The organism is Amycolatopsis bartoniae, assembly GCF_014191255.1.
Lineage (GTDB): Bacteria > Actinomycetota > Actinomycetes > Mycobacteriales > Pseudonocardiaceae > Amycolatopsis_E > Amycolatopsis_E bartoniae.
Genome location: NZ_JACHWH010000001.1, coordinates 1,806,669 through 1,830,429, shown reverse-complemented (window position 1 = coordinate 1,830,429; position 23,761 = coordinate 1,806,669). Strand labels below are relative to the sequence as shown.

Below are 23,761 nucleotides of genomic sequence, written 5' to 3'. Positions count from 1 at the left end.
TGTGGCCCTTAGGGTGGAGTCATGCCGCTCGTTCTCGCTGCCACACCGTTGGGTGACTCGCGGGACGCCTCTCCGCGCCTGGTCACAGCCCTGGCCGAGGCCGACGTCATCGCGGCCGAGGACACGCGGCGCCTGCGTTCGCTCGCCGCCGCGCTCGACGTCACCCCGGCGGGCCGCGTCGTCAGCTTCTACGAGGACGTCGAGACAGCGCGCCTGCCGAAGCTGCTCGAAGCCCTGCACGCCGGGGAGACCGTGCTGCTCGTCACCGACGCCGGGATGCCCAGCGTGTCCGACCCCGGCTACCGGCTCGTCGCGGCGTGCGTCGCCGAGGACCTGCCCGTCACATGCCTGCCCGGCCCGTCCGCGGTCACCACGGCGCTCGCCTTGTCGGGCCTGCCCAGCGACCGGTTCTGCTTCGAGGGCTTCGCGCCGCGCAAGCCCGGCGAGAAGGCGCGGTGGTTCGCGACGCTCGCCGGTGAGCAGCGGACGGTGGTCTTTTTCGAGTCCCCGCACCGGCTCGCCGCGACCCTCGCGGACGCGGCCGAGGCACTGGGCGAGCGCCGCGCGGCGGTGTGCCGGGAGCTGACGAAGACGTACGAGGAGGTCCGCCGCGGCACGCTCGCCGAGCTGGCCGCATGGGCCACCGAGGGCGTCCGCGGCGAGATCACCGTGGTCCTGGAGGGCGCGCGGCCCGCCGAGGTGAGCGTCGAGAACCTGGTCGAGGAGGTGTCCTCGCGGGTGGCGGCGGGCGAGCGGCTCAAGGCGGTGGCGGCCGAGGTCGCCGAGGGCGCCGGGGTGTCGAAGAAGGAGCTGTACGACGCTGTCCTCACCGCGCGGCGAAACGCTGTTACCGAAGGGTAGGGTTCGGGGCATGCGTGCTGTCCAGGTCACGGAGTTCGGTGGTCCCGAAGTCCTGCGAAACGTCGAACTGCCCGATCCGGAACCCGGTGAGGGGCAGGTGCTCATCGAGGTGGACCACATCGGCGTCAACTACGCCGACACCCACCAGGCCGAGAACACCTACCTCGCGCCGAGCAAGCTGCCGCTCGTGCCGGGCGGCGAGGTGATCGGCCGGACGCCGGACGGGCAGCGCGTGCTCACGCTGCTCGGCGGCAGCGGCGGTTACGCCGAGCGCGCGGTGGGCAACAGCCGGATGCTCATCCCGGTGCCCGACGGGATCGACGACCTGACGGCGTTGTCGTTCGTCGTGCAGGGCGCGACAGCGTGGCTGCTGCTGCGCAAGAGCGCGCACCTGGAGGAGGGCGAGAGCGTCGTCGTGCACGCGGCGGCCGGCGGGGTCGGCACTATCGCGGTGCAGCTGGCCAAGGCGTGGGGCGCCGGCCGGGTGATCGCGACGGCGAGCAGCGAGGAGAAGCGTTCGCTGGCGCTGGAACTGGGTGCGGACGTCGCGATCGACTCGCGCGCCGAGGACATGACCGCCGCGTTGCGCGAGGCCAACGGCGGCAACCGGGTGGACATCGTGCTCGACATGACGGGCGGGCGCGTCACCGACCAGAGCATCGCGGCGCTCGCCCCGTTCGGGCGGCTCGCGTTCTACGGCATGGCGAGCCGGGAGGAGCCGAAGGCCGTGGAGCTGCGCAACGTCCTCGGCCACTCGACGACGATCGCCGGGATGTGGCTCGCGCACGCGTTTTCGTTGCCGGGCAACGTCTACGGCAAGGCGATGACGGAGCTGTTCGAGCTGGCGCTGGCGGGCCGGATCCGGGCGATCGCCGGTGGCGAATACGGGTTGTCGCAGGCCCGCGAGGCGCACGAGGCACTGCGTTCCCGCGCGACGGTGGGCAAGCTGATGCTCGACCCGCGCCGGTAGCGACTCGGGAGGTGGCGGATGACCGGGAGTGATCCGCACGTGCACGTCGAGCGGAAGGTGCTGGAAGCCGGTGGCGCGGTGCGCAGTGCGGTGACGTCACTGCTGGGTGTCGTGCCGGAATCGCCGAGCGTCGTCACCACCGGCTGCGGGATCGCGGTGCCCCTCGCGATGACGTCCGTGCGCCCGGAGAGCGTCACGTGCCTCGCCTGCCGTGAGCACGCCCGCCGGGTGTACCTGGATTTCGCCGGGCAGGTCGAGCACCTGACCGGCATGCCGGGTATGACCATCACCGCCGAGCAGGCGGCCGAGGCCGCGCAGCGCTGCCGCGACCTCGCGGACCGCTTCGCCTCACGCGCGTGACCGCGGGGTGCGCGCCGCCGACCACGGCGCGCACCCGGCGGAGTCAGTGACGCGTCATGGTGAAGTCGGTGCCGTCGGAGGCGATGGCGCTGGGAGACCACGTGTAGGTGCCGCGGTCGTCGGCGCTCAGGCCCGACGGCGAGGTCGACGCGAGGTTGGTGCCGTTGAACTTCACGCCCGTGAACTGCACGCCGCCGTTGATCGTCGGGTACGAGTCGGTGGGCGACTCGATGATCGCCTCCGCCGAGGAGTGCCTGGAGGACAAGGACTTCGTCACCGTCTGCGTCCAGCCCCTGGTGGTGTCGCTCAGCGAGAGCTGGTAGGTGTTCGTGCCGGTGCGGGTCACCGTGGCGCTGATGTGGTCGCCCGCGCCGACGGCGTTGCTGTAGTACACCGGCGCGGCCGGGTACATCTCGTACCAGCCCTGGTACACCGGGCTTCCGCTGCTGCAGTCCGTCTCGACACCCGTCTGCTCCACCGTCGACGAGCCGTCGCCGTCGATGCCCACCCACGGCGCGAACAGGTCGTTCCTCGACCTGCACGTCACCGAAGGCTCGACCCAGCTCGCGGTGGCGGTGGTGAAGCTGCCGAAGCTGACGTAGCCACCCCAGTTGCCTCCGGCGAAGGAGTGCGCGCCGTAAACGGCGTCCGCGCTCGCCGTGCCCGCGAAGGCGGTGGTGGCGGCCGCGGCGACGGCGAACAGGCTCGCGGTCCTGGCAAAGGTCGTCTTCATGGCGGGATCCTTTTCCTGGCAGGGGACGGGGAGTGATCGCGGGTGCACCGTCAGGAATTATGGGATTCGCGAATTGGTCTCGACCAGCTACTTTCGGCCCAAAATGCCGCACCAAGAGCGGTTAAAGAACGGGCAAAGGCGGCTCAGCCCTTCGGTGCGGCGTCGACGAACTCCGTCGTGTAGGTCTTCGACAGGTCGATGGAGTCCTTGCGCGGCTTGACGTTCGTCGAGAACGAGGACAGCACTTCGAGCACGTTCTTCGCGCCGCTGGGGTCCATCCGGCCGTCGGTGTTGAACATCCCGATGCTGTTCTTGATCGACTCGACGTACAGCGCCTGGTCGCCGCCGCTGTAGGAGGCGGGCATCTTCGCGGCGATCTCCTCGGGGCTGTGCTGGCTGATCCACTTCAGCGTCGCGACGAAGGCGTTGGCGAGTTTCTGCACCACGTCGTGGTTGCGCTGGACGAAGTCGCAGTTGAGGTACAGCGACGTCGCCGGGTACAGCCCGCCCAGCGCGGCCTTCGTGCCCTCGACCGTGCGCATGTCGTAGAGCACCTTGGCCTTGCCGGTGTTCGTCAGCTGCGCGATGGTCGGGTCGGTGGTCATCCCGGCGTCGATGCCGCCGTTGTCGAGGCTCGCGATGAACGTCTGCCCCGCCCCGACCTTCACCGGGGTGTACTGGTCGGCCCCGACGCCCGCCTTGGCCGCGAGCGCCTTGGTCAGGAAGTCCGTCGACGAGCCGAGCGACGTGACGCCGAGCTTCTTGCCCTTGAAGTCCGCGGCGCTGGTGATCGAGTTCGCGCTCGCGGTGCCGACCACCTCGGCCTCGCCGGGGATGTTGGCCATCTGCACGACGCTCTGGATGCACTGGTCCTTGGCCTGCAGGTCCACGGTGTGGTCGTAGAACCCCACCACGCCGTCGACCTGCTTCGCGACCAGCGACGTCTCCGCCGTGGCGCCGGACTGCTCGCCCTGCAGCTCGACGTCGAGGCCCTGCGCGGCGAAGTTGCCCAGCTGCTGCGTCAGCATCGCGGGCAGGTAGATGACCTTTTCCAGGCCACCGACGATGATCGTGACCTTCGGCTTGCCACCGGCGCCCGTCTCGGCCACCCGGGAGTCCTGGCAGGCGGTGGTCGCGCCGGCGACCAGTGCGAGCGCGGCGACCGCGCCGGCGATACGGCGAATCCTCATTGAAACTCCTCAGACGACGGCGGTGTCGGTGGTGCGGGACATCGACGGCCGCCAGCGCAGCAGCCGGTTCTCCAGGTGACCGATACCCCATTCGGCCACCAGCGCGACGACGGTGATGATGATCATGGCGGCGTAGATGCCCGCCGAGTCGAACGTGCCCTGTGAGTTGGCGATCAGGAAACCGATGCCCGCCTTGGAACCCGCGTACTCGCCGACCACCGCGCCGATCAACGCGAAGCCGAACGCGGTGTGCAGTGAGGACAGGATCCACGACGTCGCGCTGGGCAGCACGATGGCACGCAGCACCTGGAGCCGCCCGGCGCCGAGGATGCGCGCGTTGTCGATCAGGTTGCGGTCGACCTCGCGGGCACCGGTGAAGGCGTTGAAGAACACCGCGAAGAACACCAGCACCACGACGGTCGCGACCTTCGACGCGAGCCCGAGCCCGAACCAGATCACGAACAGCGAGGCCAGCACGATGCGCGGCACGGCGTTGGCGGCCTTGATGAACGGGGCGAGCACGTCGGCGAGGTACTGGCTGCGGCCCAGCAGCACGCCGAGCACCACCCCGGCGAGCGCGCCGAGCACGAACCCGAACACGGCCTCCTCGACGGTGACCCACAGCTGGTACCAGATCGAGCCGAAGTCGGTGCCGGTGGTGAACCAGCCCGCCAGGCGGTCCCAGATGCGCGACGGCTTCGAGTAGAAGAACGGGTCGATCCACAGCGTCGCGGCGAGCTCCCAGCTGCCGAGCCACGCGACGACGATCGCCAGGCGCAGCAACCACGTGTTGCGGCGGCGCCTGCCGACGGCCTTGCGTTGCCGCGCCAGGATCATCTCCTCGGTTTCGGGCTGGACCGCCTGCGGCAGCACGGTTTCAAGCGACATCGGCCGTTCCCTTCCTGCGGGCCTTCTCGACCTCGACGCGCAGCGACTCCCAGACCTCGCGGTAGATCCGCAGGAAGTCCTCGGTGATGCGCAGCTCCTCGACCTTGCGCGGGCGCGGCAGGTCGACGGCGAACACGTCCTTGACCGTGGCCGGGCTCGTGGTCAGCACGACGACCTTGTCCGCCAGCGCGATGGCCTCTTCGAGGTCGTGCGTCACGAACACCACCGCCGCGCCGCTGCCCGACCACAGCCGCAGCAGCTCGTCCTGCATGAGCGCGCGGGTCTGCACGTCGAGCGCGGAGAACGGCTCGTCCATCAACATGATCGCGGGCTTCGTGACGAGGGTCTGGGCCAGCGCGACGCGCTTGCGCATACCGCCGGAGAGCTGGTGCGGGTAGTACTTCTCGAACCCAGCGAGCCCGACCCGTTCGATCCAGTCGGCGGCCTGCTTGCGGGCTTCGGCCTTCGACGCGCCGCGGAACCGGGGGCCGGACGCGACGTTGTCCAGCACGGAGCGCCACGGCATCACGGCGTCGGTCTGGAACATGTAACCCACACCGTCCGGAATGGACGTCACCGGCTGCCCGTTCACCTTCACCTGGCCCGCGGAAGCGGGCTGGAGGCCGGAGATCAGCGAGAGGGTGGTCGACTTGCCGCAGCCCGTCGGGCCGACCACGGCGACGAACTCGCCCGGGGCGACCGCGAGGTCGAGGTCCCGGACCGCGGTGTGCACCGAGCCGCTTCCGCTGGGGAACCGTTTCGTGGCACCGATCAGCTCGATCAGCGGGGATGACATCGGGTGACTCCTTCGTCACTCGGCTGGTTGACGCGTGGTTCGCACGTTAGGAAGGCCGCACCGGCCGGGGGAAGCTTGTCCGCGTTCTGCGTGCGCAGCGCGCGTTCTTCACGTTTCGCGCATTTAGCTCAGGGTCTTGACCAGCACGTATGGTTCCTCCATGGACAACGGCGTCTTCAGTCGCATGCGGTTCTCGCGGCAGATCCTGATACTGCAGATCGGGGTCGTGGTGCTCCTGCTCGCGGTCGGGCTGGCCCTGGTGAGCTGGCTGCTGTGGGGCACGCTCCGTGACCAGTACGGCGAGCGGGCCCTCGGCATCGCTCACACGGTGTCCGTCGATCCGGTGGTGGTCGCGAACGCCACCGCCCGGCGCGCGGGCGGCGAGCTGGAGGAGCGGGTGTGGAACGTGACGCGCCTGACGGGCGCGTTGTTCGTGGTGATCACCGACGACGAGGGCATCCGGCTCGCGCACCCCGACGTGACCGAGATCGGCAGGAAGGTGAGCACCAGCGCGGAAGAGGCGCTGGCGGGCCACGACGTCATCAGCGCCGTGCAGAACGGGACGCTCGGGCTTTCGGTGCGCAGCAAGACGCCGATCCATGCCGCCGACGGGCGGGTGGTCGGCGAGGTCAGCGTGGGCTACGAGATCGGTGAGCCGACCGGAGATCTGGTCCGGCTGGTCTCGACGAGCGCGGCGTTCGCGGCCGGGGCGCTCGCGCTCGGGGTGGCCGCGTCGGCGTTGCTGACCCGGCGGCTGAACCGGCTGACGCACGGGCTCGAACCGCGGGAGCTGACGGAGTTGTTGTACGAGCGGGAAGCCGTGCTGCACGGGATCGGCGAGGGGATGCTGGCGGTGGACGCCGCCGGCCGCGTGTCCGTCCGGAACGCCGAAGCCGAGCGCCTGCTGGGGAAAGCGCTTCCCGTGGGCGCACCGGTGTCCGAATTGGACCTGTCGCCGAGGCTGGGCAAGGCGGTCGCGGAGCGCCAGCCGGTGGACAATCTCCTTGCCGTGGCGGGAAATCGGGTGCTGGTGGTGAACTCGCGGGCGGTCCGCCGTGACGAGCGGGACCTCGGCACGGTGTTGACGTTCCGCGACCGCACGGACCTCGACGCGCTGACCCGCGAGCTGGACTCCGTTCGGTCCCTTTCGGACGGTCTGCGTGCGCAGCGGCACGAGTTCAGCAACCGGCTGCACACGCTTTCCGGCCTGCTCCAGTTGGGGCACAACGGAGAAGCCGTCGAGTACCTGCAGGCGTTGACGGACACCGCGGTGAGCCCGGGCGGGATCGGTGACTCGGTGCGCGACCCGTATCTGCAGGCCCTGGTGTCCGCGAAGGCCGAGCAGGCCGGGGAGAAGGACGTGACGCTGCGGTTGTCGGACGACTCGTGGGTGCGGGGCACGGTACGCGATCCCCTCGTCGTGAACACCGTCGTCGGCAACCTGCTCGACAACGCGGTGCACGCGGCACGGCTGGGCACCCGCCGTCCGGCGACTGTGGAGATCGCGCTGCTGCAACAAGGTTGCGCACTGCATGTGTCTGTTGTGGACAGTGGTCCTGGGGTGGCGGAGGGCGTCCGGGACACGCTGTTCGACGAAGGGGTGTCGACGAAGCTCTCGCCGGGGCACGGGCTGGGGCTGGCCTTGGCGAGACAGGCGGCGCGGGCACGCGGCGGGGACGTGTGGCTCGCCGACGCGGGCGGTGACGAGCGGGGTGCGTTGTTCGTGGCCGCGCTGCCGGAGTTGTTGTCTGAGGAGGAATCGTGATCCGCACGCTGATCGTGGACGACGACTTCCGGGTGGCCGGGGTGCACGCGGGGTTCGTGGCGGAGGTGCCGGGTTTCGCGGTCGCGGGCACGGCGCACACGGCGGCCGAGGCGCGGGCGCGGGCGCGGGAGCTGGCGCCGGACCTGGTGCTGCTGGACGTGTACCTGCCGGACGAGTCCGGGCTGAGCCTGCTGGCGGAGCTGCAGACGGACACGATCGTCCTCTCCGCGGCGACGGACACCCGTTCGGTGCTGGCGGCGATCCGCGCCGGTGCGCTGAACTACCTGATCAAGCCGTTCACCACGCGCCAGCTCGCGGAGCGGCTGACGGCGTACGCGCGCTACCGGCAGCTGGTCGGCGAGGAGCGGAACCTGGGGCAGGAGGACGTCGACCGGGCGTTCCGGCTGCTGCACGAGCAGGACCGGGCGGGCACGGGCAGGGCCCAGTCCAGCGCGACGGCCCGGCTGGTGTCGGAGCAACTGCGCCAGGCGGCGCGCCCCCTGTCGGCGGCCGAGATCGCGTCCCGCCTCGGCGTCGCCCGCGCCACCGCCCAGCGCTACCTGACCGCGCTGGCGGAAGCGGGCACGGTGGAGATGCGCCTGCGGTACGGCGCCACGGGTCGCCCGGAACACGAGTACAGCTGGCGGGCCTGACCGGGTTGCTTCCCTGCCCGGGCTACATCCAGTCGACGCGCGCCTAGCCTCGGAGCGATGAGGGTCGAGAGGACGGAGCTCGTCGCGAAGGTGACCGGGCCGGGGCACACCGATCAGCGCTACGCCGTGCACGGCACCGATCTCGGCATCCTGTGGGACGGCGGCGACGGGCGTGTGTTCGTGTTGTTCGGCGACACCTTCGGCGAGGGCTGGGGCGGCGACGGGGGAGGGCCGAACAGTGCGGACTGGCGGTGCAACGTCCTCGCCTTCTCCCGCACCCGCGAGCTGTCGCAGGGGCTGGTGCTCGACGGGTTCGTTCCGCGGCCCGACGGCACCGCGGCGCAGGTGATCCCGCGCGACCGGCGCCGCGACGAGGTCACCGTCATCCCGAACTCCGGCATCGCCGTCGATCGCGTGCAGTACGTGCACTACATGTCGGTGCGCGAGTGGGGCCCGCCCGGGCGGTGGCACACCAACTACGCGGGCATCGCCGTCTCCCCGGACGGCGGCGTCACGTGGGAGAAGCCGCGCGGCGCCCGCTGGATCAACCGCGCCAGCCGTCGCGATGACCCGTTCCAGATGGGCGCCTTCGCCCGCGAGGGTGACCACGTCTACTTGTTCGGCACCACGAACGGCCGCCACGGCGACGCCTACCTCGCCCGCGCCTCCGTCCCCGAGCTGCTCGACGCCTCGGCCTACGAGTACTACACCGGCTCCGGCTGGTCCCGCGACGAGTTCGCCGCCGTACCGGTGCTGCCCGGCCCGGTCGGCGAGCTGTCCGTCGCCTACAGCGTCCACTGGGGACAGTGGCTGGCCCTGCACCTCGACGACCCGGGCGGCGCGATCCTGCTCCGCACGGCCGACCGCCTGACGGGCCCGTGGTCCCCGGGTGAGGTCGCCGTCCCGGGCGCGCAGTACCCGGGCCTCTACGGCGGCTACCTCCACCCGTGGGCGCTGGACGGCCCGGAGATCTACTACCTGATGTCGCAGTGGGGCCCGTACAACGTGTTCCTCATGCGTTCCCTACTTGTGGCCGGTTGACGGTTCTTGTCGGCAATGCGTAGATGGACGGAGGTCTTTCACGATGGGGTGAAGAAATGCGTCGCATCTTGACGGGTTTGCTGTCCGTGCTGCTCTTCGCGGCGTCGGCCGCCCTCCTGAGTCCGCCCGCTTTCGCCGTCCCGGGGCAGAACCTCCTGCCGGCGCCTCCGATGGGCTGGAACAGCTGGAACAAGTTCGGCTGCAACATCGACGAGGACCTCATCCGGCAGACCGCGGACGCGCTGGTCGCCAGCGGGATGCGCGACGCCGGTTACCACTACCTCAACATCGACGACTGCTGGATGGCGCCCGAGCGCGACGCCGACGGCAACCTCCAGCCGGACCCGCAGCGGTTCCCGCACGGCATCGCCGCGCTCGCCGACTACGCCCACGCCCGCGGGCTCAAGCTGGGCATCTACTCGTCGGCGGGCACCAGGACCTGCGCCGGTTTCCCGGCGAGCCTCGACCACGAGACCGCCGACGCGCGCGCGTTCGCCGCGTGGGGCGTGGACTACCTCAAGTACGACAACTGCAACAACGAGGGCCGCCCGGCCACCGAGCGGTACCAGGCGATGTCGGACGCGCTCCGGGCGACGGGGCGGCCGATCGTGCTGTCGATCTGCGAGTGGGGCAGCAACCAGCCGTGGCTGTGGGGTGCGCGCTACGGCGAGCTGTGGCGCACCACCGGCGACATCAACGACAGCTGGGGCAGCGCGATGGGCATCCTCGACCAGCAGGTCGGGCTGGAGGCGTACTCCGGTCCGAACGCCTGGAACGACCCGGACATGCTGGAGGTCGGCAACGGCGGCATGACCGACGCCGAGTACCGGGCGCACTTCTCGTTGTGGGCACTGCTGAACGCGCCGCTGATCGCGGGCAACGACATCCGCTCGATGGACCCCGCGACCGCCCGCATCCTGGAGAACCGCGACCTGGTCGCCGTCGACCAGGACTGGGGCGGCGTGCAGGGGCACCGCATCCGCGACGACGGTGACACGGAGGTCTGGACCAAGCCGATGTCGGACGGCTCCGCCGCGGTCGTCCTGCTCAACCGGGGCACGACGGGTGCGGACATGGGAGTGAGCGCCGCGGACCTGGGGCTGCCGCAAGCCGCCCACTACCGCGTGCGCGACCTGTGGTCCGGGGAGGAGAGCCAGAGCGCCGGACAGCTGCACGGCACCGTCCCGTCGCACGCGGCGGTGGTCTACCGGGTGTGGCCGGGCGGCGGCGCGCAGCCGCCGCTGACCACGCTGGCCCTGACCACGCCCGAGGCGACGGCCGTCGACGCGCCGTTCACCGTGCGGACCACCCTGCACGACGACGGTTCGCCCGCCCTGCACCACGTCACCGCGCACTTGGACGTGCCGGCAGGCTGGACCGTCGACGGTGGCCCGGACGCCACGGCGGCGAGCGTGCGCACGGCGTGGACGCACGACTGGACCGTCCGCCCCTCCGGCGCGCAACCACCAGGTTCGCTCGCGCTGGGCGCGACGGTGAGCTACCAGGTGGGCGGCCGCTCCGCGACCAGGACCGCCGAGGCGAGCACGGTGACCGCCGTATCGCCGCCGCCAGGGGAAACACAGGTGTCGGCGCTGCCCTTCCTCTCCAGCAGCAACGGCTGGGGCCCGGTGGAGCGCGACACGAGCAACGGCGAGACAGCGGCGGGGGACGGGCATCCGCTCACCATCGCCGGTACGACCTACCCGACTGGCCTCGGCGCGCACGCCCCGTCGTCGGTGCGGGTGTTCCTGGGCGGTGCCTGCACGACGTTCTCGGCCAGGGTCGGCGTGGACGACGAGTCGGGCGCGGGCAGCGTGGCGTTCGAGGTCTGGGGCGACGGCGTCCGGCTCACCGGCACGAACGTCCTGCACCACGGGGACGCGGCCGTGCCGGTGAGCGCCGACGTGTCGGGCCGCCAGGTCCTCGACCTCCGCGTCACCGACGGCGGCGACGGGGTCGACTACGACCACGCCGACTGGGCGGACGCGAAGCTCACCTGCTGACCGCGGTCTACAGCAGCACGTCCGCCACCGTGAACGGGTACACCAGCGCGTCCAGGCCGATGGGGCCGTGCAGTCCGGGCGCGATGGGCGCCGCGCGGTGCTGGTGCAGGCCGAGGCGCGGGTGGAACCAGCCGGGGCGGCCCGGGATGCCGTTGTGCCGCCGCACCCACAGCACCACGTCGGAGTCGGCCCACTTGTCCGGGTGCAGCTCGTGCAGCCACGAGTCGTAGGGCGCGTACACCAGCACCTTCCGGATACCGGCCGCGTGCCGGACGCCCTTGATCCACGCCCGGATGAAGCGGTCGTCCACGCCGACCGCGTGCACGTCGAGCGCCGGGGCGAGCGCGCCCGGGCCGAACACGCCCAGCTGCTTGCCCAGCCGCACGCAGTGCTCGGCCTGGTCGTGCGGCGCCCCCGGCCGGGCGTAGTGCCGGATCCCCGCCCGCACGCCCGCCTCCTGCGCCGCCGCGATCTGCCGCTGCGCCCCGGCGTCCGACCAGTTCACGTTCTCCGTCACGGTGACCGAGGCGAAAACGACAGCAGCGGACCGGACCGTGTCCCAGTCGTCCACGGTCGCGTGCAGCGACAGGTTGATCCCACGCCCCGATTCGCCCTCGGTCAAACCTCCGCCTTCGCACTCCCCGTGGACACCGTGCAGCCACTCTAAGTGCGAAAAGCCCTGGATGCGGGATTGACGCACCCCCGCCCAGCGGAACCGATTCACCCAGCGCAAGGGGAGCGGCCGCTTTTTCCGCGGCCGCCCCCTTTTGAATCGCTACGCGTTCTCGCGCTGGAAAGTGCGCGCGCCCCAGAAAACGGCGAGCGCGGCCAGCACGACGAGGACGATTCCGCCGAGGTACAGCCCGTCGAAGGTGAAGTCCCCGCGGAAGGTCGCCCGCTCGGAGTCCACGACGTGCGTGAACGGGTTGATCCGCGACAGCGTGTACAACCAGTTCGGCGCCAGGATGCTGGTGATCGGCAGCAGGATCCCCGACAGCAGCAGCACCGGCATCAGCACCGCGTTCAGCAGCGCCGGGAACGCCTGCTCGCTCTTGAGCGTCAGCGCGACCGCGTAGGACGCCGATGCCAGCGTGACCGCCGTCAGCGCCACGATCACCAGGCTCAGCAGCACCCCGCCGACCGGCGCGTCCAGCCCGAACACCAGGTACGCCAGCACGGTGATCAGGATCGCCTGCACCACCGCCTGCACCGCGTTGTTCAGCACCTTCCCCAGCAGCAGCCCCAGCCGGCTCGCGGGCGTCACGCGCAGCCGTTCGAGCACACCGCTGCGGTAGTCCACCAGCAGCCCGAACCCGGCGAACGACGAGCTGAACAGCGCCAGCTGCACGATCAGCGCCGGGGTCAGGATCGTCCAGCTGCTGCCCGGCGGGAACCCGGGTGTATTGCTGACGACCTTCTCCATCAGCGGCCCGAACAGCACCAGGTACAGCACCGGCTGCATGATCCCGATCATCAGCCACGCCGGGTTGCGCAGCGACAGCACCAGGTCCCGCTTGAAGATCAGCCACGTGTCACGCATGGACGGCCTCCTGCTCCGCAGGGGCACCCTGCTCGGCGTCCCGCAGGCTGCGGCCGGTCAGCGTCAGGAACACGTCGTCGAGCGTCGGCCGCCGCACCTGCACCGAGGTCATCGCGATGCCCCGCGCGTCGAGCGCGCGCAGCAGCTCCGGTAGCGCGGTGTCCCCGCGCGGCACCCGGAACGACACCGACGAGTCCACTGTGGTCACTTCGTGTGCGCCGGGCAGCCTGCCCGCGACCTCCGCCGCCGCGGCGACCGTGCCCTCGCCGACGCCGACCGTGACGCCGTCGCCGGACACCCGGGACTTGAGCGAGTCCGGCGTGCCCTCCGCGACGATCTCCCCGTTGTCGATCACCAGGATCCGGTCGCACAGCGAGTCGGCCTCGTCGAGGTAGTGCGTGGTGAGGAACAACGTCACGCCGTGCTCGCCGCGCAGCCGCCGGATGTGCTCCCACAGGTTGGCGCGGCTCTGCGGGTCGAGCCCGGTGGTCGGCTCGTCGAAGAACAGCAGCTTCGGGTCGTGGATGAGGCTGAGCGCGATGTCGAGCCGCCTGCGCTGCCCGCCGGACAACGTCTTGGTGAGCCGCTGGTCCAGCCCGGCCAGGTCGAGCCGCTCGACCAGTTCCGCGCCGCGGGCGAGCGCGTCGGCCTTCGTCAGCCCGTACAGCCTGCCCTGCAGCTCCAGCTCCTCCTGCACCCGGCATTCGCCCGTGGTGCCGCCGCCCTGCGCGACGTAACCGATCCGCCGCCGGACGCCCAGCGGGTCCGCCAGCAGGTCGCAGCCGCCGACGGTCGCCTCTCCCGCCGTGGGGCGCAGCAGCGTCGTAAGCATCCGCAGTGTCGTCGTCTTCCCGGCGCCGTTCGGTCCCAGGAACCCGACGAGCTCCCCCTCCGCCACGTCGAGGTCGACGCCCTTGACGGCTTCGACGGTGCGGCCGCGTGCGGTGAAGCTGCGCGCGAGACCGCGAGCCCTGATCATGGTCTCCCCTTCCGGTGATCAAATTTGACTAGCAAGAGCACAGCACTCTATCCCGGAGTATGGGGAGCTAGTCAAACTTGATTACTGCGGGGATTCGCCGAATGACCGTCCGGGATCATCCGCCATGACGTATTCGCCCGCTTCCAGCCGCGTGATCAGGTCCCGCGCCCATCCGACGGTGGCCTCGACCTGCGTCCCCCACAGCCGGTACAGCTCGGTGACGTGCTCGGGCTGCCCCCACGACGTGCCGTGGTCCAGGACATCCGCCACCGCCGCCCGCTGCCCCTCCATCTGGGTCGCGCGCTGCCGCAGCAGCGAGATCGCCCGCTCGCGGGGCAGAGCGGTGAGGAAGGTCAGTGCCGCGCCGAGCCGGTAGGCGTCCTGCGACGCGTCGGGATCTCCGGACTGCGAAAGGTACTTCGCGAGCAGCACCTGGAACTCGGTCTCGCCGTCCTCGGTGAGCCGGTACGCCGTGCGGTCCGGCCCCGCGCCGTTCTCCGTTTCGACCTGCTCCAGCAGCTTCTCGGCGGTCATCTTCTTCAGCGCGTGGTAGATCGATCCCGGCTGGACGTTGGCCCACTTGTCCGCCGACCACGTCAGCAGCTCGCGGCGCACCTGGTAGCCGTGGGCGGCGCCGTGCATCCGGACCACGCCGAGCACGAGCAGCCGGGTCGCCGTCACGAGCACCTCCAAGAAACGGACATGACAGTCCCCGTACGCTAATAAAGCATGAGCACCCCAGTGTTGACGGCGGTGGCCTGGCCCTATGCCAACGGCCCCCGCCACATCGGCCACGTGTCCGGTTTCGGCGTCCCGTCGGACGTCTTCTCCCGCTACCAGCGAATGGCGGGCAACCGGGTGCTCATGGTGTCCGGGACGGACGAGCACGGCACCCCGATCACCGTGCAGGCGGACAAGGAGGGGCTCACCCCCCAGCAGACGGCGGACAAGTACGCCGCCCAGATCGGCTCCGACCTGCAGGGCCTCGGGCTGAGCTACGACCTGTTCACCCGCACCACCACCGGCAACCACGCCGAGGTCACGCAGCAGATCTTCCTGGCGCTGCACCGCAACGGCTACGTGGTGCCGAAGACCGGCACCGGCGCGATCAGCCCGTCCACCGGCCGCACCCTGCCCGACCGCTACATCGAGGGCACCTGCCCGATCTGCGGTTACGACGGCGCGCGCGGCGACCAGTGCGACAACTGCGGGAACCAGCTCGACCCCAGCGACCTGATCAACCCGAAGTCGCGGATCAACGGCGAGACGCCGAAGTTCGTCGAGACCGAGCACCTGTTCCTCGACCTGCCCGCGTTCACCGAGACGCTCGGCAAGTGGCTCACCACGCGCACCGACTGGCGCCCCAACGTCCTCAAGTTCACCCAGAACCTGGTCGAGGACATGCGGCCCCGGCCGATCACGCGTGACCTGGACTGGGGCGTGAAGGTGCCGCTGGACGGCTGGCGCGACCAGCCGTTGAAGCGCTTCTACGTCTGGTTCGACGCCGTCATCGGCTACTTCTCCGCGAGCGTGGAGTGGGCGCGCCGCAGCGGCAACCCGGACGCCTGGCAGGAGTGGTGGACCAACCCGGACGCGCGGGGCTACTACTTCATGGGCAAGGACAACATCACCTTCCACGCCCAGATCTGGCCCGCGCTGCTGCTCGGGCACAACGGCGAGGGCGACAAGGGTGGCGAGCCCGGCCCGTACGGCAGGCTGAACCTGCCCGACGAGATCGTCTCCAGTGAGTTCCTCACGATGAGTGGCTCGAAGTTCTCCACCTCGCGCGGCACGGTCATCTACGTCAACGACTTCCTGCGTGAGTTCGGCCCGGACTCGCTGCGCTACTTCATCGCCGTGGCGGGGCCGGAGACGCAGGACACCGACTTCACGTGGGACGAGTTCGTCCGGCGCACCAACTTCGAGCTCGCCAACGAGTGGGGCAACCTGGTCAACCGCTCGATCTCGATGGCGCACAAGAACAACGGCGCCATCCCGGCTCCGGCGAAGCCCGCCCCGGCGGACGAGGAGCTGAAGGCGGTCTCGCGGCAGGCGTTCGAGACCGTCGGCGCGCACCTGGTCCGCTCGCGGTTCAAGCAGGCCGCGTCGGAGGCCATGCGGGTGGTCACGGCCGCGAACCGGTACCTGTCGGACCAGGAGCCGTGGAAGCTCAAGGACGACCCGGAACGTCGCGACGCCGTGCTGCACACCGCGCTGCAGGTCGTGTCGGACGCCAACACGCTGCTGACCCCGTTCCTGCCGCACGCGGCGCAGAAGGTGCACGAGGCGCTCGGTGGCACGGGCGTGTGGGCGGCGCAGCCGGAGCTCAAGGAGGTCGAGGACCTCGATCTGCCCGGCCGCCGCAACCCGATCCTGACCGGCGACTACGCGGCCGAGCAGGCGCGCTGGCAGTCCACGCCGATCGAGGTCGGGAAGCCGCTGGCCAAGCCGACGCCGCTGTTCGCGAAGCTGGACCCGAAGCTCGGCGAGACCGGGCCGGAGTGGGCCCCGATCGAACGTGCCGAATAAGAAGGAACGACCGCCGGTGCCGGAGCGGCTCCCGGCGCCGGTGGTCGACTCGCACACCCATCTGGACGCCTGCGGTGCGGTCACCGCGGCCGACGTGACGGCGATGGTGGACCGCGCCGCGGCCGCCGGCGTCACGCGAGTGGTGACCGTCGCGGACGACCTCGCGTCGGCCCGCTGGGTCACCCAGGCGTCCACATGGGACTCCCGCGTGTACGCCGCCGTGGCCATCCATCCCACGCGCACCAAGGACTTCGGCGACGCCGAGCGGTCCGAAGTAGAGCGTCTGGCGGGCGCCGAGCGCGTCGTGGCGGTCGGCGAGACCGGGTTGGACTACTACTGGGACTACGCGCCGCACGACGCCCAGCAGGAGGCGTTCCGGTGGCACATCGACCTCGCGAAGCGGGTCGGGAAGCCGCTGATGATCCACGACCGGGACGCGCATGCCGACGTGCTGCGCGTGCTCGCCGAGGAGGGCGCGCCGGAGCAGGTGGTGTTCCACTGCTTCTCCGGGGACGCGGAGTTCGCCCGCCGCTGCGTCGACGCGGGCTACGTCCTGTCGTTCGCGGGCACTGTGACGTTCCGGAACGCGAGCGCACTCCAGGAAGCCGCGAAATTGGTCCCTTCGGAGCAGTTCCTGGTGGAAACGGACGCGCCGTTCCTGACGCCGCATCCGTTCCGCGGCAGGCCCAACGAGCCCTACTGCACGGCCTACACCGTGCGGTACCTCGCTGAGCTGCGGGAACAGCCGGTGGAAGACGTCGCTTCGGCGGCTTGCCGGAACGCCGAGCGCGTGTTCCGGTTGCCTTCTGTCACAACGGATTCAACGGACTGCGACATTCGGGGAACCGACCCCACCACTCGGAGGAGTGACGAAGGCCACTAGATTCCGAGGGGTGTTTGCGCAACCCGCCGGGACCCGTTACTGTCCCGTGATCGTGCCAACCGATTAATCGGTCGAGCACCTCCGCAGTTCGAGTCAGTGCAGGTCGGGATCGGGGATGACGAGGACTGTGGATGCCGCTAGTGCGAAAGGGAACGACCTGCTGTGACTGGTAGTAGACAGGCTCACGCGCACCTGGACGACACCATGGACTGGTTCACGACCACCCGTGGCGGCGTCGGCACGCTGGACTGGCCGAACCCCGAGGAAGACTGGGACTTCTCCGACGACCTCGCCATCACCGAGCACGACGTGCGCACGGTGCTGGGCCCCGACGCCGACGACCTGATGGCGGAGGCCGAGCTCGACGTCGACGAGCTCATCCGGCTGATCAACGCCGAGACCACCATGCTGCCCCCGCTGGCGCTGCCGGACCTCGCTTCCGCGGACCGCACCGCCACCGTGGAGGCCGACGACGAGCCGGAGCAGGCTCTCGTCTCCGCGGTCAAGACCTGGAAGAAGCGGTTCCTCCGCGGCTCGGTCCTGGCCCTGCTGATCAGCATCACCGGCGGCGGCGCGGCCGCGCTGGCGATGAACAAGAGCGTCACGGTCGACGTCGACGGCCACACGCAGACGGTGCACAGCTTCGGCAAGACCGTCGGCGAGGTGCTCCAGGACGCGGGCCTGACGGTCGGCGAGCACGACGCGCTCTCCCCGTCCCCGCAGGCGGCGGTCGGCGACGGCGGTGTCATCAAGCTGGAGCACGGCAGGCACCTGAACCTGGTCGTCGATGGCGTGACCCAGGAGTCGTGGGTCCGGGCGGACACGCTCGCCGAGGCGCTCGACCAGCTGGGCCTGAACGGCAAGTTCGGCCCGGGCACGCTGTTCTCGATGGCCCCGAACGCGGAGCTGCCGCTGGGCGGTTCGACGGTCACGATCAACACGCTCAAGCACGTCACGGTCTACGACGGGGACGCGGCGCCGCGGCAGGTCACCACCAACGCCATCACGGCCGGGGACTTCCTCAAGGACCAGAACCTTTCGCTGGGCCCGGACGACGAGGTCGACGGCGGCCTCCAGTTCAAGATCACCGATGGTGCCGAGGTGCACATCAGCCGCACCGGCGTGTCGGTGATCAACCAGGAAGAGGACATCGACCCGCCGGTCCAGCAGATCAAGGACGCCACGCTCGACGCGGGGCAGCAGGTCGTGCAGGACCCGGGTACGCCGGGCAAGCAGATGGTGACCTACCGGGTCACGAAGAAGAACGGCCAGGAGACCGCCCGGGAGCAGCTCTCGGTGAAGGTGCTGACCGAGGCGAAGCCGAAGATCATCCGCATCGGCACGAAGCAGCCCGCCATCAGCGGCGACGGTTCCGCGTGGGACCGCATCGCGCAGTGCGAGTCCGGCGGCAACTGGGCGACCAACACGGGCAACGGCTACTACGGCGGCCTGCAGTTCGACAAGCAGACCTGGGCGGCGTACGGCGGGACGGCTTACGCGCCCCTGCCGAGCCAGGCCACGCGCGAACAGCAGATCGCGATCGCGGAAAAGGTCCGCGACGACCGCGGCGGCTACGGCGCCTGGCCCGTCTGCGGCAAGAAGGCCTGACGGCCTCGAAGGTTCCCTTACGCCTTGCACTGGGCGGCCACCTCCAGGGGTGGCCGCCCAGCGGCGTTTCCGGCCCACCACGCCACTCACCGGCTGTGCAGTCGTCCGGCCGCACGACTGCCGCCGCGCCACCCCACCGGCCGCCGCCACCATCACCGGGCCGCGTCACCCCACCGGTTGCGCCGTCGTCCGCCCGGGCCTGGGCCGCCGCCACCACGCCACCGCCCGCCGTGCCCGCCACCGGCCGCGCCGCCATCAGCCGGGCAGCCACCGCCCGCCGCGCGGTAGCCACCCGCTGTCCTGCCGCCGCGCCACCACCCCAACCCTGCCGCCCGCCACCCCATCCGCCTCCACCCGCCGTCCCACCCCACCGGCTACGCCGTCGTCCGCCCGGGCCTGAGCCGCCGCCACCACGCCACCGCCCGCCGCGCCCGCCACCGGCCACGCCACCGCCCGCCTCCCGCGCAGCCTCACTCCCCACGCTCGCCGCGCCACCCCACCCGCCTCCACCCGCCGTCCCGCCGCGCCCCCACCCCAACCCCAGGCCGCCGTCCCCGGCTGCCACCACCCGCCGGGTAATCTTCATCCTGTGACGACGCTCCTCGGTCCGGCCGAGATTCGCAGGCTGGCCGCCGAGCTGGAGGTGCGCCCCACGAAGAAGCTCGGGCAGAACTTCGTCCACGACCCCAACACCGTGCGCCGCATCGTGGAGCTCGCCCGGGTCGGCGAAGGGGACGCCGTGCTGGAGGTCGGGCCCGGGCTCGGCTCGCTCACCCTCGGCCTGCTCGCCGCCGGCGCGCGGGTCTCCGCCGTCGAGATCGACCCCGTCCTCGCCGCCCGCCTGCCCGGCACCGTCGCCGAACGGGTGCCCGGCGGCAAGCTCACCGTCCTCGAACGCGACGCCCTCAAGCTCCGCGCCGACGAGCTGCCCGAGCCGCCGTCGACCCTCGTCGCCAACCTGCCCTACAACGTGGCCGTGCCCGTCGTGCTGCACCTGCTCGCCGAGCTGCCCTCGCTGGCCCGCGCGCTGGTGATGGTCCAGACCGAGGTCGCCGACCGGATGGCCGCGGGCCCCGGCAGCCGCACCTACGGCGTGCCCAGCGTCAAGATCGCGTGGTACGGCAAGGCCCGCAAGGTCGCCGCCGTGCCGCGGGCCGTCTTCTGGCCCGTGCCCAACGTGGACTCGGCGCTCGTCTCCTTCGAGCGTGCCGCCGAACCCGTCTCGACGGCCGACCGGAAAGCCGTCTTCGCGGTCGTCGACGCGGCCTTCGCCCAGCGGCGCAAGACTTTGCGCGCCGCGCTCGCGTCGTGGGCCGGTTCCGCCGCCCGCGCGGAAGAACTGCTCCAAGCGGCGGGCATCGATCCCAGGGCCCGCGGCGAGCAGCTCACGGTAAGGGATTTTGCGCAAATCGCTCAGGGTGTTCACTTACCGCCGTCCGTGTGAACCACGGGTGTGATCTGCACCGGGATACTTGCGCGGAACACAGGACATCCGTTCTACTTCAAGGGTATCCATCCCGAGCGACTGAGAGACCTGGCTCGCCGAAGTCGCAGCAACCACCCGCCGGGCAGGTGCTACCGCCAGGATCGATGGAGGATCTGTGTACCGCACGCGAATGCTCACCAGGCGCCGAGTCGTCGATGAGTGCCGTCGCACCGCGTGTGCGTGTCGTCGCTGACCGTTCTCTTCGCTGAGTTCGATCCCCTTCACCCCACAGGCCGTCCACATCGGACGGTCCCCTTCGCGACGCCCGCACACCTGGGAGCTTCCCGTGATCACCCTCGAAAACCTGACCAAGTCCTTTCCCGGCAAGGGTTCCCCCGTCCTCGCGCTCCGTGACGTGAGCCTCGAAATCGGGGCAGGCTCGCTCTACGGCGTGGTCGGCCCGGCCGGCGCCGGCAAGTCCACGTTGGCGAAAGTCGTTGCCCTGCAAGAAAAACCCGACCGCGGCACGATCCGCCTCGACGGGCTGAACACGGCGGGCCTCGACGGGCGGCGGCTGCGTGAGGTGCGCCGCCAGGTCGCCGTCCTCGACGGCTCCTCGCCACTGAACGCCGAGCGCACCGTCGCCGGCAACGTCGCCGCCCCGCTGGAGCAGCTCGGCGTCGACGGCCCGCAGCGCCGAAGCCGCGTCGGCCGCGTACTCGATCTCGCCGGCCTCACCCAGCGCGCCACCCAGCAGCCCGGCGAGCTGACCGAGGGCCAGCGCCGCCGGCTCGCCGTAGCCCGCGCGCTCGCCACCGGTCCCGCGGTGCTGCTCGCCGACGACCCGACAGCCGGTGTCGCGAGCGAGGAGAGCGGCTCCGTGCTCACCGTCCTCGACCGCGCCCGCGCCGAGCTGGGTGTCACTGTGCTGCTCACCACGCAGGACGGCGCAGTGGTGCGGCGGGTCTGCGACCAGGTCGCGGTGCTGGACTCGGGCCGCGTCGTCGAGCACGGTTCGCTGCTGGACCTGCTCGCCGCGCCCGGTAGCCGCGTCGCCGAGACGCTCCTGCCCGTCATCGACACCCCGCCCGCGCAGACCGCGACCTACGACCGCGCCGCCGACGTGGTGCTGGTCGGCTTCGCCGCCGTCGGGGCCCTGCTGCCCGAGGCCGCGAGCCGCTTCGAGGTGGAGCTGGCGACCATCGGCGGCGGCCTGACCCGCATCGGCGACACCCCCGTCGCCCGCTTCCGCGTCGGCGTCCGCGGCGCCCGGTCGGATCACGCGCTGGCGTGGATCGCCGAGCACGGCGCCCACGTCACGCACCTGACCGGCGCCACGCCGAAGCGGCTCGTCGCCGCCTGACGCGAAAGGGCCCCACCGCGCGGTGGGGCCCTCCGTGTCTCTCAGCGCCGCTTGCCGACGAGGAGGAACACGCCGAGCGCGGCGGCGGTGAGGATCCCGCTCGCCCAGCCGGTCGCGACCGCGTAGCCGTGCACGGTCGCCCCCGTCGCGCCGAGACCCGCGGCCGCGGTGGTCGCGCTGGCGGCGATCGAGTTGAGCGACGCCGTGCCGACCGAGCCGCCGACCTGCTGGGAGGTGGTGATGAACGCCGACGCCACCCCCGCGTCGGCGTCCGCGACCCGCGCGGTCGCGGTGTTCATCACCACCGGCATCGCGAATCCCGCCCCGGCGCCGATGACCAGCTCGACCGGCAGGATCAGGCCCCAGTACGACGCGCCCGGCGTCAGCAGCGTGAGCCCGGCCAGCCCCACCGCCATCAGCAGGATGCCGATCGTGAGCAGTGGCCGCGGGCCCGTGCGGGGCAGCAGGCGGCGCGACAGCAGCGTCGACACGAGCACGTTGCCCAGCAGGAACGGCAGGAACGCCAGGCCGGCCTCGAACGGCGTGTAGTGCATGATCGCCTGCAGCTGGTAGGTCAGGAACAGGAACAGGCCGAACATCCCGAACGACGCCGCGCCGATGGTCAGGTAGGCCGCCGAGCGGGTGCGGTCGGCGAGGATCCGCAGCGGCAGCAACGGGTTCGCGACCCGGGCCTGCCGGAGCACGAACGCAGTCACCAGCACCACGGCGACGCCGAGCAGACCCAGCACCAGCCCCGAACCCCAGCCGCGCGTGGCCACCTCCGACAGCCCGTAGACGAGCGAGACGATGCCGCCGCTGCCGAGGATCGCGCTGATCCAGTCGAGCCGGGTTTCCCGGTGCCCCTCGACGTTCGGCAGCACGAACCAGCCGAGCACCGCGGCCGCCGCGGCGAGCGGCAGGTTCACGTAGAGGCACCAGCGCCAGTCGAGGTACTGCGCGAGCGCGCCGCCGGCGAGCAGGCCGAGCGCGGCGCCGGACATCATGATCGCGCTGAAGATGCCGAAGGCCTTCGCCCGTTCCTTCGCCTCGGTGAACGTGACCGTGAGCAGCGAGAGCGTGGACGGCGCGAGCATCGCGGCGAAGACCCCCTGCGCCGCGCGGGCCGCGATCAGCATGCCTGGTCCGCTCGCGGCGCCCCCGACGGCCGACGCGAGCGCGAAGCCGAGCGCGCCGACGATGAGCGTGTTCTTCCGTCCCAGCCGGTCGGCGAGCCGTCCACCGAGCAGCAGGAGCCCGCCGAACGCCAGCGTGTACGCGGTGATCGTCCACTGGCGGGCGGTGTCGGACATGCCGAGGTCGTGCTGCGCCGATGGCAGCGCGATGTTGACGATGGTGGTGTCGACGATGACCAGCAGCTGGGCCAGTCCGATCGCGACCAGCGCCCACCACCGGCGCCGGTCACTGCGCGCCTCGGCAGGCGCGCTGAGTGTCGTTGTCATGGAGTTCCCCTCACGAAGTAAGCTGAGAGCCAGTCATTACTTGTCGGCCGACAAGTTAACTTGCTGGACGTACGGTAAGCTGGAAACTAGCCGGGCGTCAAGTTAGTAATGAGAAAGTCTCAGGAAGGACGGCGATGGCGGGGCGTCGCAGCGACACGAGGGAGCGCATCCAGCAGGTCGCGCTCGACCTGTTCGTCGAGCAGGGGTACGAGAAGACCTCGCTGCGGGAGATCGCGGAACGGCTCGGGGTCACCAAGGCCGCGCTGTACTACCACTTCCGCACCAAGGAGGACATCGTCTCGAGCCTGCTCGACGACCTCGCCGAGTCGATGGACGAGGTGCTCGCGTGGGCGCGTGAGCAGGAGGACCCCGCCGGGGCCCGCGAGGAGCTGATCCGCCGGATGGCCGCGCTCGTCGAGGGGCGGTTCGGCCCGGTGATGCGGTTCATGCAGGACAACCAGCCCGCGATGAAGGAGTTCCGCGGGCGCAACCCGTTGTTCGAGCGCATGCAGGAGCTGTTCAAGATCATCGGCGCGGGCGAGCGCGACCCGGCCACGCAGCTGAGGGGGCGCCTCGCGCTGGTCGCGCTCATCATGGGCAACGCGCCCCACTTCTGGGCGGACACCCCCGTCTCGGAGCCGGGGAAGGTCGCGCTGGAGGTCGCGCTGGAACTTGTTTCTCCTCGCGGGCGGACGGCGGGGGAGGCCACGTAG

At 70.9% G+C, this 23,761-nt stretch carries 23 protein-coding genes and 1 riboswitch; of the genes, 13 read left to right on the top strand and 10 right to left on the bottom strand.

The annotated features are described in order from the left end of the window. The first annotated feature begins 21 nt into the window (after positions 1-21). The 3 genes from rsmI to FHX82_RS08825 are packed head-to-tail and all read left to right on the top strand — an operon-like array spanning position 22 to position 2,191. Positions 22-861: a 16S rRNA (cytidine(1402)-2'-O)-methyltransferase gene (rsmI, locus tag FHX82_RS08835; protein ID WP_145938094.1), complete on the top strand. Its 840-nt coding sequence runs from the start codon at positions 22-24 to the stop codon at positions 859-861. Between the two features lie 10 nt (positions 862-871). Then, positions 872-1,831, top strand: a complete 960-nt coding sequence (locus tag FHX82_RS08830; RefSeq protein ID WP_145938095.1) for a quinone oxidoreductase family protein — start codon at positions 872-874, stop codon at positions 1,829-1,831. 18 nt (positions 1,832-1,849) lie between these two features. Further along, positions 1,850-2,191, top strand: coding sequence for a hypothetical protein (locus FHX82_RS08825; RefSeq protein WP_145938096.1), 342 nt, complete (start codon positions 1,850-1,852; stop codon positions 2,189-2,191). Between the two features lie 43 nt (positions 2,192-2,234). Here the strand turns inward: FHX82_RS08825 and FHX82_RS08820 are convergent, their stop codons facing one another. From FHX82_RS08820 to FHX82_RS08805, 4 genes are all read right to left on the bottom strand, one after another. Continuing rightward, the gene (locus FHX82_RS08820) at positions 2,235-2,924 is read right to left on the bottom strand and encodes a G1 family glutamic endopeptidase (protein ID WP_145938097.1); all 690 of its coding nucleotides are present in this window, start codon (positions 2,922-2,924) and stop codon (positions 2,235-2,237) included. A 143-nt stretch (positions 2,925-3,067) separates the two neighbouring features. Then, positions 3,068-4,114, bottom strand: coding sequence for an ABC transporter substrate-binding protein (locus FHX82_RS08815; protein ID WP_145938098.1), 1,047 nt, complete (start codon positions 4,112-4,114; stop codon positions 3,068-3,070). A gap of 9 nt (positions 4,115-4,123) precedes the next feature. Then, entirely contained in the window at positions 4,124-5,002 is an 879-nt protein-coding gene (locus FHX82_RS08810) for an ABC transporter permease (RefSeq protein ID WP_145938099.1), read from the bottom strand. Beyond that, positions 4,992-5,798: an ABC transporter ATP-binding protein gene (locus FHX82_RS08805; RefSeq protein ID WP_145938100.1), complete on the bottom strand. Its 807-nt coding sequence runs from the start codon at positions 5,796-5,798 to the stop codon at positions 4,992-4,994. The genes FHX82_RS08810 and FHX82_RS08805 overlap by 11 nt, the downstream gene beginning before the upstream one ends. Positions 5,799-5,958: 160 nt before the next feature. Here FHX82_RS08805 and FHX82_RS08800 point away from each other — a divergent pair, with 160 nt between their 5' ends. The 4 genes from FHX82_RS08800 to FHX82_RS08785 are packed head-to-tail and all read left to right on the top strand — an operon-like array spanning position 5,959 to position 11,260. Beyond that, the gene (locus tag FHX82_RS08800) at positions 5,959-7,563 is read left to right on the top strand and encodes a sensor histidine kinase (protein WP_229880452.1); all 1,605 of its coding nucleotides are present in this window, start codon (positions 5,959-5,961) and stop codon (positions 7,561-7,563) included. Then, entirely contained in the window at positions 7,560-8,216 is a 657-nt protein-coding gene (locus FHX82_RS08795; RefSeq protein ID WP_145938101.1) for a response regulator, read from the top strand. The genes FHX82_RS08800 and FHX82_RS08795 overlap by 4 nt, the downstream gene beginning before the upstream one ends. 57 nt (positions 8,217-8,273) lie before the next feature. Continuing rightward, positions 8,274-9,257, top strand: a complete 984-nt coding sequence (locus FHX82_RS08790; protein WP_145938102.1) for a glycoside hydrolase family 183 protein — start codon at positions 8,274-8,276, stop codon at positions 9,255-9,257. Between the two features lie 56 nt (positions 9,258-9,313). Next, on the top strand, positions 9,314-11,260 hold the full coding sequence (locus FHX82_RS08785) for an NPCBM/NEW2 domain-containing protein (RefSeq protein WP_145938103.1): 1,947 nt from the start codon (positions 9,314-9,316) through the stop codon (positions 11,258-11,260). Positions 11,261-11,267: 7 nt separating this feature from the next. Here the strand turns inward: FHX82_RS08785 and FHX82_RS08780 are convergent, their stop codons facing one another. From FHX82_RS08780 to FHX82_RS08765, 4 genes are all read right to left on the bottom strand, one after another. Beyond that, complete coding sequence (locus FHX82_RS08780; protein WP_145938104.1) at positions 11,268-11,882, bottom strand: GH25 family lysozyme; 615 nt, start codon at positions 11,880-11,882, stop codon at positions 11,268-11,270. Between the two features lie 153 nt (positions 11,883-12,035). After that, positions 12,036-12,800, bottom strand: coding sequence for an ABC transporter permease (locus FHX82_RS08775; RefSeq protein WP_145938105.1), 765 nt, complete (start codon positions 12,798-12,800; stop codon positions 12,036-12,038). Continuing rightward, positions 12,793-13,779: an ATP-binding cassette domain-containing protein gene (locus FHX82_RS08770; RefSeq protein ID WP_145938106.1), complete on the bottom strand. Its 987-nt coding sequence runs from the start codon at positions 13,777-13,779 to the stop codon at positions 12,793-12,795. The genes FHX82_RS08775 and FHX82_RS08770 overlap by 8 nt, the downstream gene beginning before the upstream one ends. An 81-nt stretch (positions 13,780-13,860) precedes the next feature. Then, a complete protein-coding gene (locus FHX82_RS08765; protein ID WP_145938107.1) occupies positions 13,861-14,460 on the bottom strand; it encodes a PadR family transcriptional regulator in 600 nt (199 codons plus the stop codon). Positions 14,461-14,508: 48 nt separating this feature from the next. Between FHX82_RS08765 and metG the strand changes: the two genes are divergently transcribed. The 3 genes from metG (at position 14,509) to FHX82_RS08750 (ending at position 18,799) form a co-directional block, all read left to right on the top strand. Further along, on the top strand, positions 14,509-16,308 hold the full coding sequence (gene metG, locus FHX82_RS08760; RefSeq protein WP_145938108.1) for a methionine--tRNA ligase: 1,800 nt from the start codon (positions 14,509-14,511) through the stop codon (positions 16,306-16,308). Then, entirely contained in the window at positions 16,298-17,191 is an 894-nt protein-coding gene (locus FHX82_RS08755; protein WP_145938109.1) for a TatD family hydrolase, read from the top strand. Before metG ends, FHX82_RS08755 begins: the two co-directional genes overlap by 11 nt. 204 nt (positions 17,192-17,395) lie before the next feature. Next, positions 17,396-18,799, top strand: a complete 1,404-nt coding sequence (locus tag FHX82_RS08750) for a resuscitation-promoting factor (protein ID WP_145938110.1) — start codon at positions 17,396-17,398, stop codon at positions 18,797-18,799. A gap of 255 nt (positions 18,800-19,054) precedes the next feature. Here the strand turns inward: FHX82_RS08750 and FHX82_RS08745 are convergent, their stop codons facing one another. Continuing rightward, complete coding sequence (locus FHX82_RS08745) at positions 19,055-19,249, bottom strand: hypothetical protein (RefSeq protein WP_183176524.1); 195 nt, start codon at positions 19,247-19,249, stop codon at positions 19,055-19,057. Between the two features lie 139 nt (positions 19,250-19,388). Between FHX82_RS08745 and rsmA the strand changes: the two genes are divergently transcribed. Together rsmA and FHX82_RS08735 are read left to right on the top strand one after the other, a co-directional pair. Then, positions 19,389-20,243, top strand: coding sequence for a 16S rRNA (adenine(1518)-N(6)/adenine(1519)-N(6))-dimethyltransferase RsmA (rsmA, locus tag FHX82_RS08740; protein ID WP_145934137.1), 855 nt, complete (start codon positions 19,389-19,391; stop codon positions 20,241-20,243). A 65-nt stretch (positions 20,244-20,308) separates the two neighbouring features. Continuing rightward, a riboswitch (SAM riboswitch) is annotated at positions 20,309-20,396 on the top strand. Between the two features lie 175 nt (positions 20,397-20,571). Then, positions 20,572-21,588, top strand: coding sequence for a methionine ABC transporter ATP-binding protein (locus FHX82_RS08735; protein ID WP_145934136.1), 1,017 nt, complete (start codon positions 20,572-20,574; stop codon positions 21,586-21,588). A 41-nt stretch (positions 21,589-21,629) separates the two neighbouring features. Here the strand turns inward: FHX82_RS08735 and FHX82_RS08730 are convergent, their stop codons facing one another. Next, entirely contained in the window at positions 21,630-23,048 is a 1,419-nt protein-coding gene (locus tag FHX82_RS08730) for an MFS transporter (protein WP_145934135.1), read from the bottom strand. Positions 23,049-23,182: 134 nt separating this feature from the next. Here FHX82_RS08730 and FHX82_RS08725 point away from each other — a divergent pair, with 134 nt between their 5' ends. Beyond that, positions 23,183-23,761 (top strand): TetR/AcrR family transcriptional regulator, encoded by a 579-nt coding sequence (locus tag FHX82_RS08725; RefSeq protein WP_145934134.1) that lies wholly within the window; start codon positions 23,183-23,185, stop codon positions 23,759-23,761.

Excerpts from the sequence above, each read along its gene's own strand:
- rsmI (WP_145938094.1), top strand. The coding sequence starts at position 22 with ATGCCGCTCGTTCTCGCTGCCACACCGTTGGGTGACTCGCGGGACGCC.
- FHX82_RS08830 (WP_145938095.1), top strand. The coding sequence starts at position 872 with ATGCGTGCTGTCCAGGTCACGGAGTTCGGTGGTCCCGAAGTCCTGCGA.
- FHX82_RS08825 (WP_145938096.1), top strand. The coding sequence starts at position 1,850 with ATGACCGGGAGTGATCCGCACGTGCACGTCGAGCGGAAGGTGCTGGAA.
- FHX82_RS08820 (WP_145938097.1), bottom strand. The coding sequence starts at position 2,924 with ATGAAGACGACCTTTGCCAGGACCGCGAGCCTGTTCGCCGTCGCCGCG.
- FHX82_RS08815 (WP_145938098.1), bottom strand. The coding sequence starts at position 4,114 with ATGAGGATTCGCCGTATCGCCGGCGCGGTCGCCGCGCTCGCACTGGTC.
- FHX82_RS08810 (WP_145938099.1), bottom strand. The coding sequence starts at position 5,002 with ATGTCGCTTGAAACCGTGCTGCCGCAGGCGGTCCAGCCCGAAACCGAG.
- FHX82_RS08805 (WP_145938100.1), bottom strand. The coding sequence starts at position 5,798 with ATGTCATCCCCGCTGATCGAGCTGATCGGTGCCACGAAACGGTTCCCC.
- FHX82_RS08800 (WP_229880452.1), top strand. The coding sequence starts at position 5,959 with ATGGACAACGGCGTCTTCAGTCGCATGCGGTTCTCGCGGCAGATCCTG.
- FHX82_RS08790 (WP_145938102.1), top strand. The coding sequence starts at position 8,274 with ATGAGGGTCGAGAGGACGGAGCTCGTCGCGAAGGTGACCGGGCCGGGG.
- FHX82_RS08785 (WP_145938103.1), top strand. The coding sequence starts at position 9,314 with ATGCGTCGCATCTTGACGGGTTTGCTGTCCGTGCTGCTCTTCGCGGCG.
- FHX82_RS08775 (WP_145938105.1), bottom strand. The coding sequence starts at position 12,800 with ATGCGTGACACGTGGCTGATCTTCAAGCGGGACCTGGTGCTGTCGCTG.
- FHX82_RS08770 (WP_145938106.1), bottom strand. The coding sequence starts at position 13,779 with ATGATCAGGGCTCGCGGTCTCGCGCGCAGCTTCACCGCACGCGGCCGC.
- metG (WP_145938108.1), top strand. The coding sequence starts at position 14,509 with ATGAGCACCCCAGTGTTGACGGCGGTGGCCTGGCCCTATGCCAACGGC.
- FHX82_RS08750 (WP_145938110.1), top strand. The coding sequence starts at position 17,396 with ATGGACTGGTTCACGACCACCCGTGGCGGCGTCGGCACGCTGGACTGG.
- FHX82_RS08730 (WP_145934135.1), bottom strand. The coding sequence starts at position 23,048 with ATGACAACGACACTCAGCGCGCCTGCCGAGGCGCGCAGTGACCGGCGC.
- FHX82_RS08725 (WP_145934134.1), top strand. The coding sequence starts at position 23,183 with ATGGCGGGGCGTCGCAGCGACACGAGGGAGCGCATCCAGCAGGTCGCG.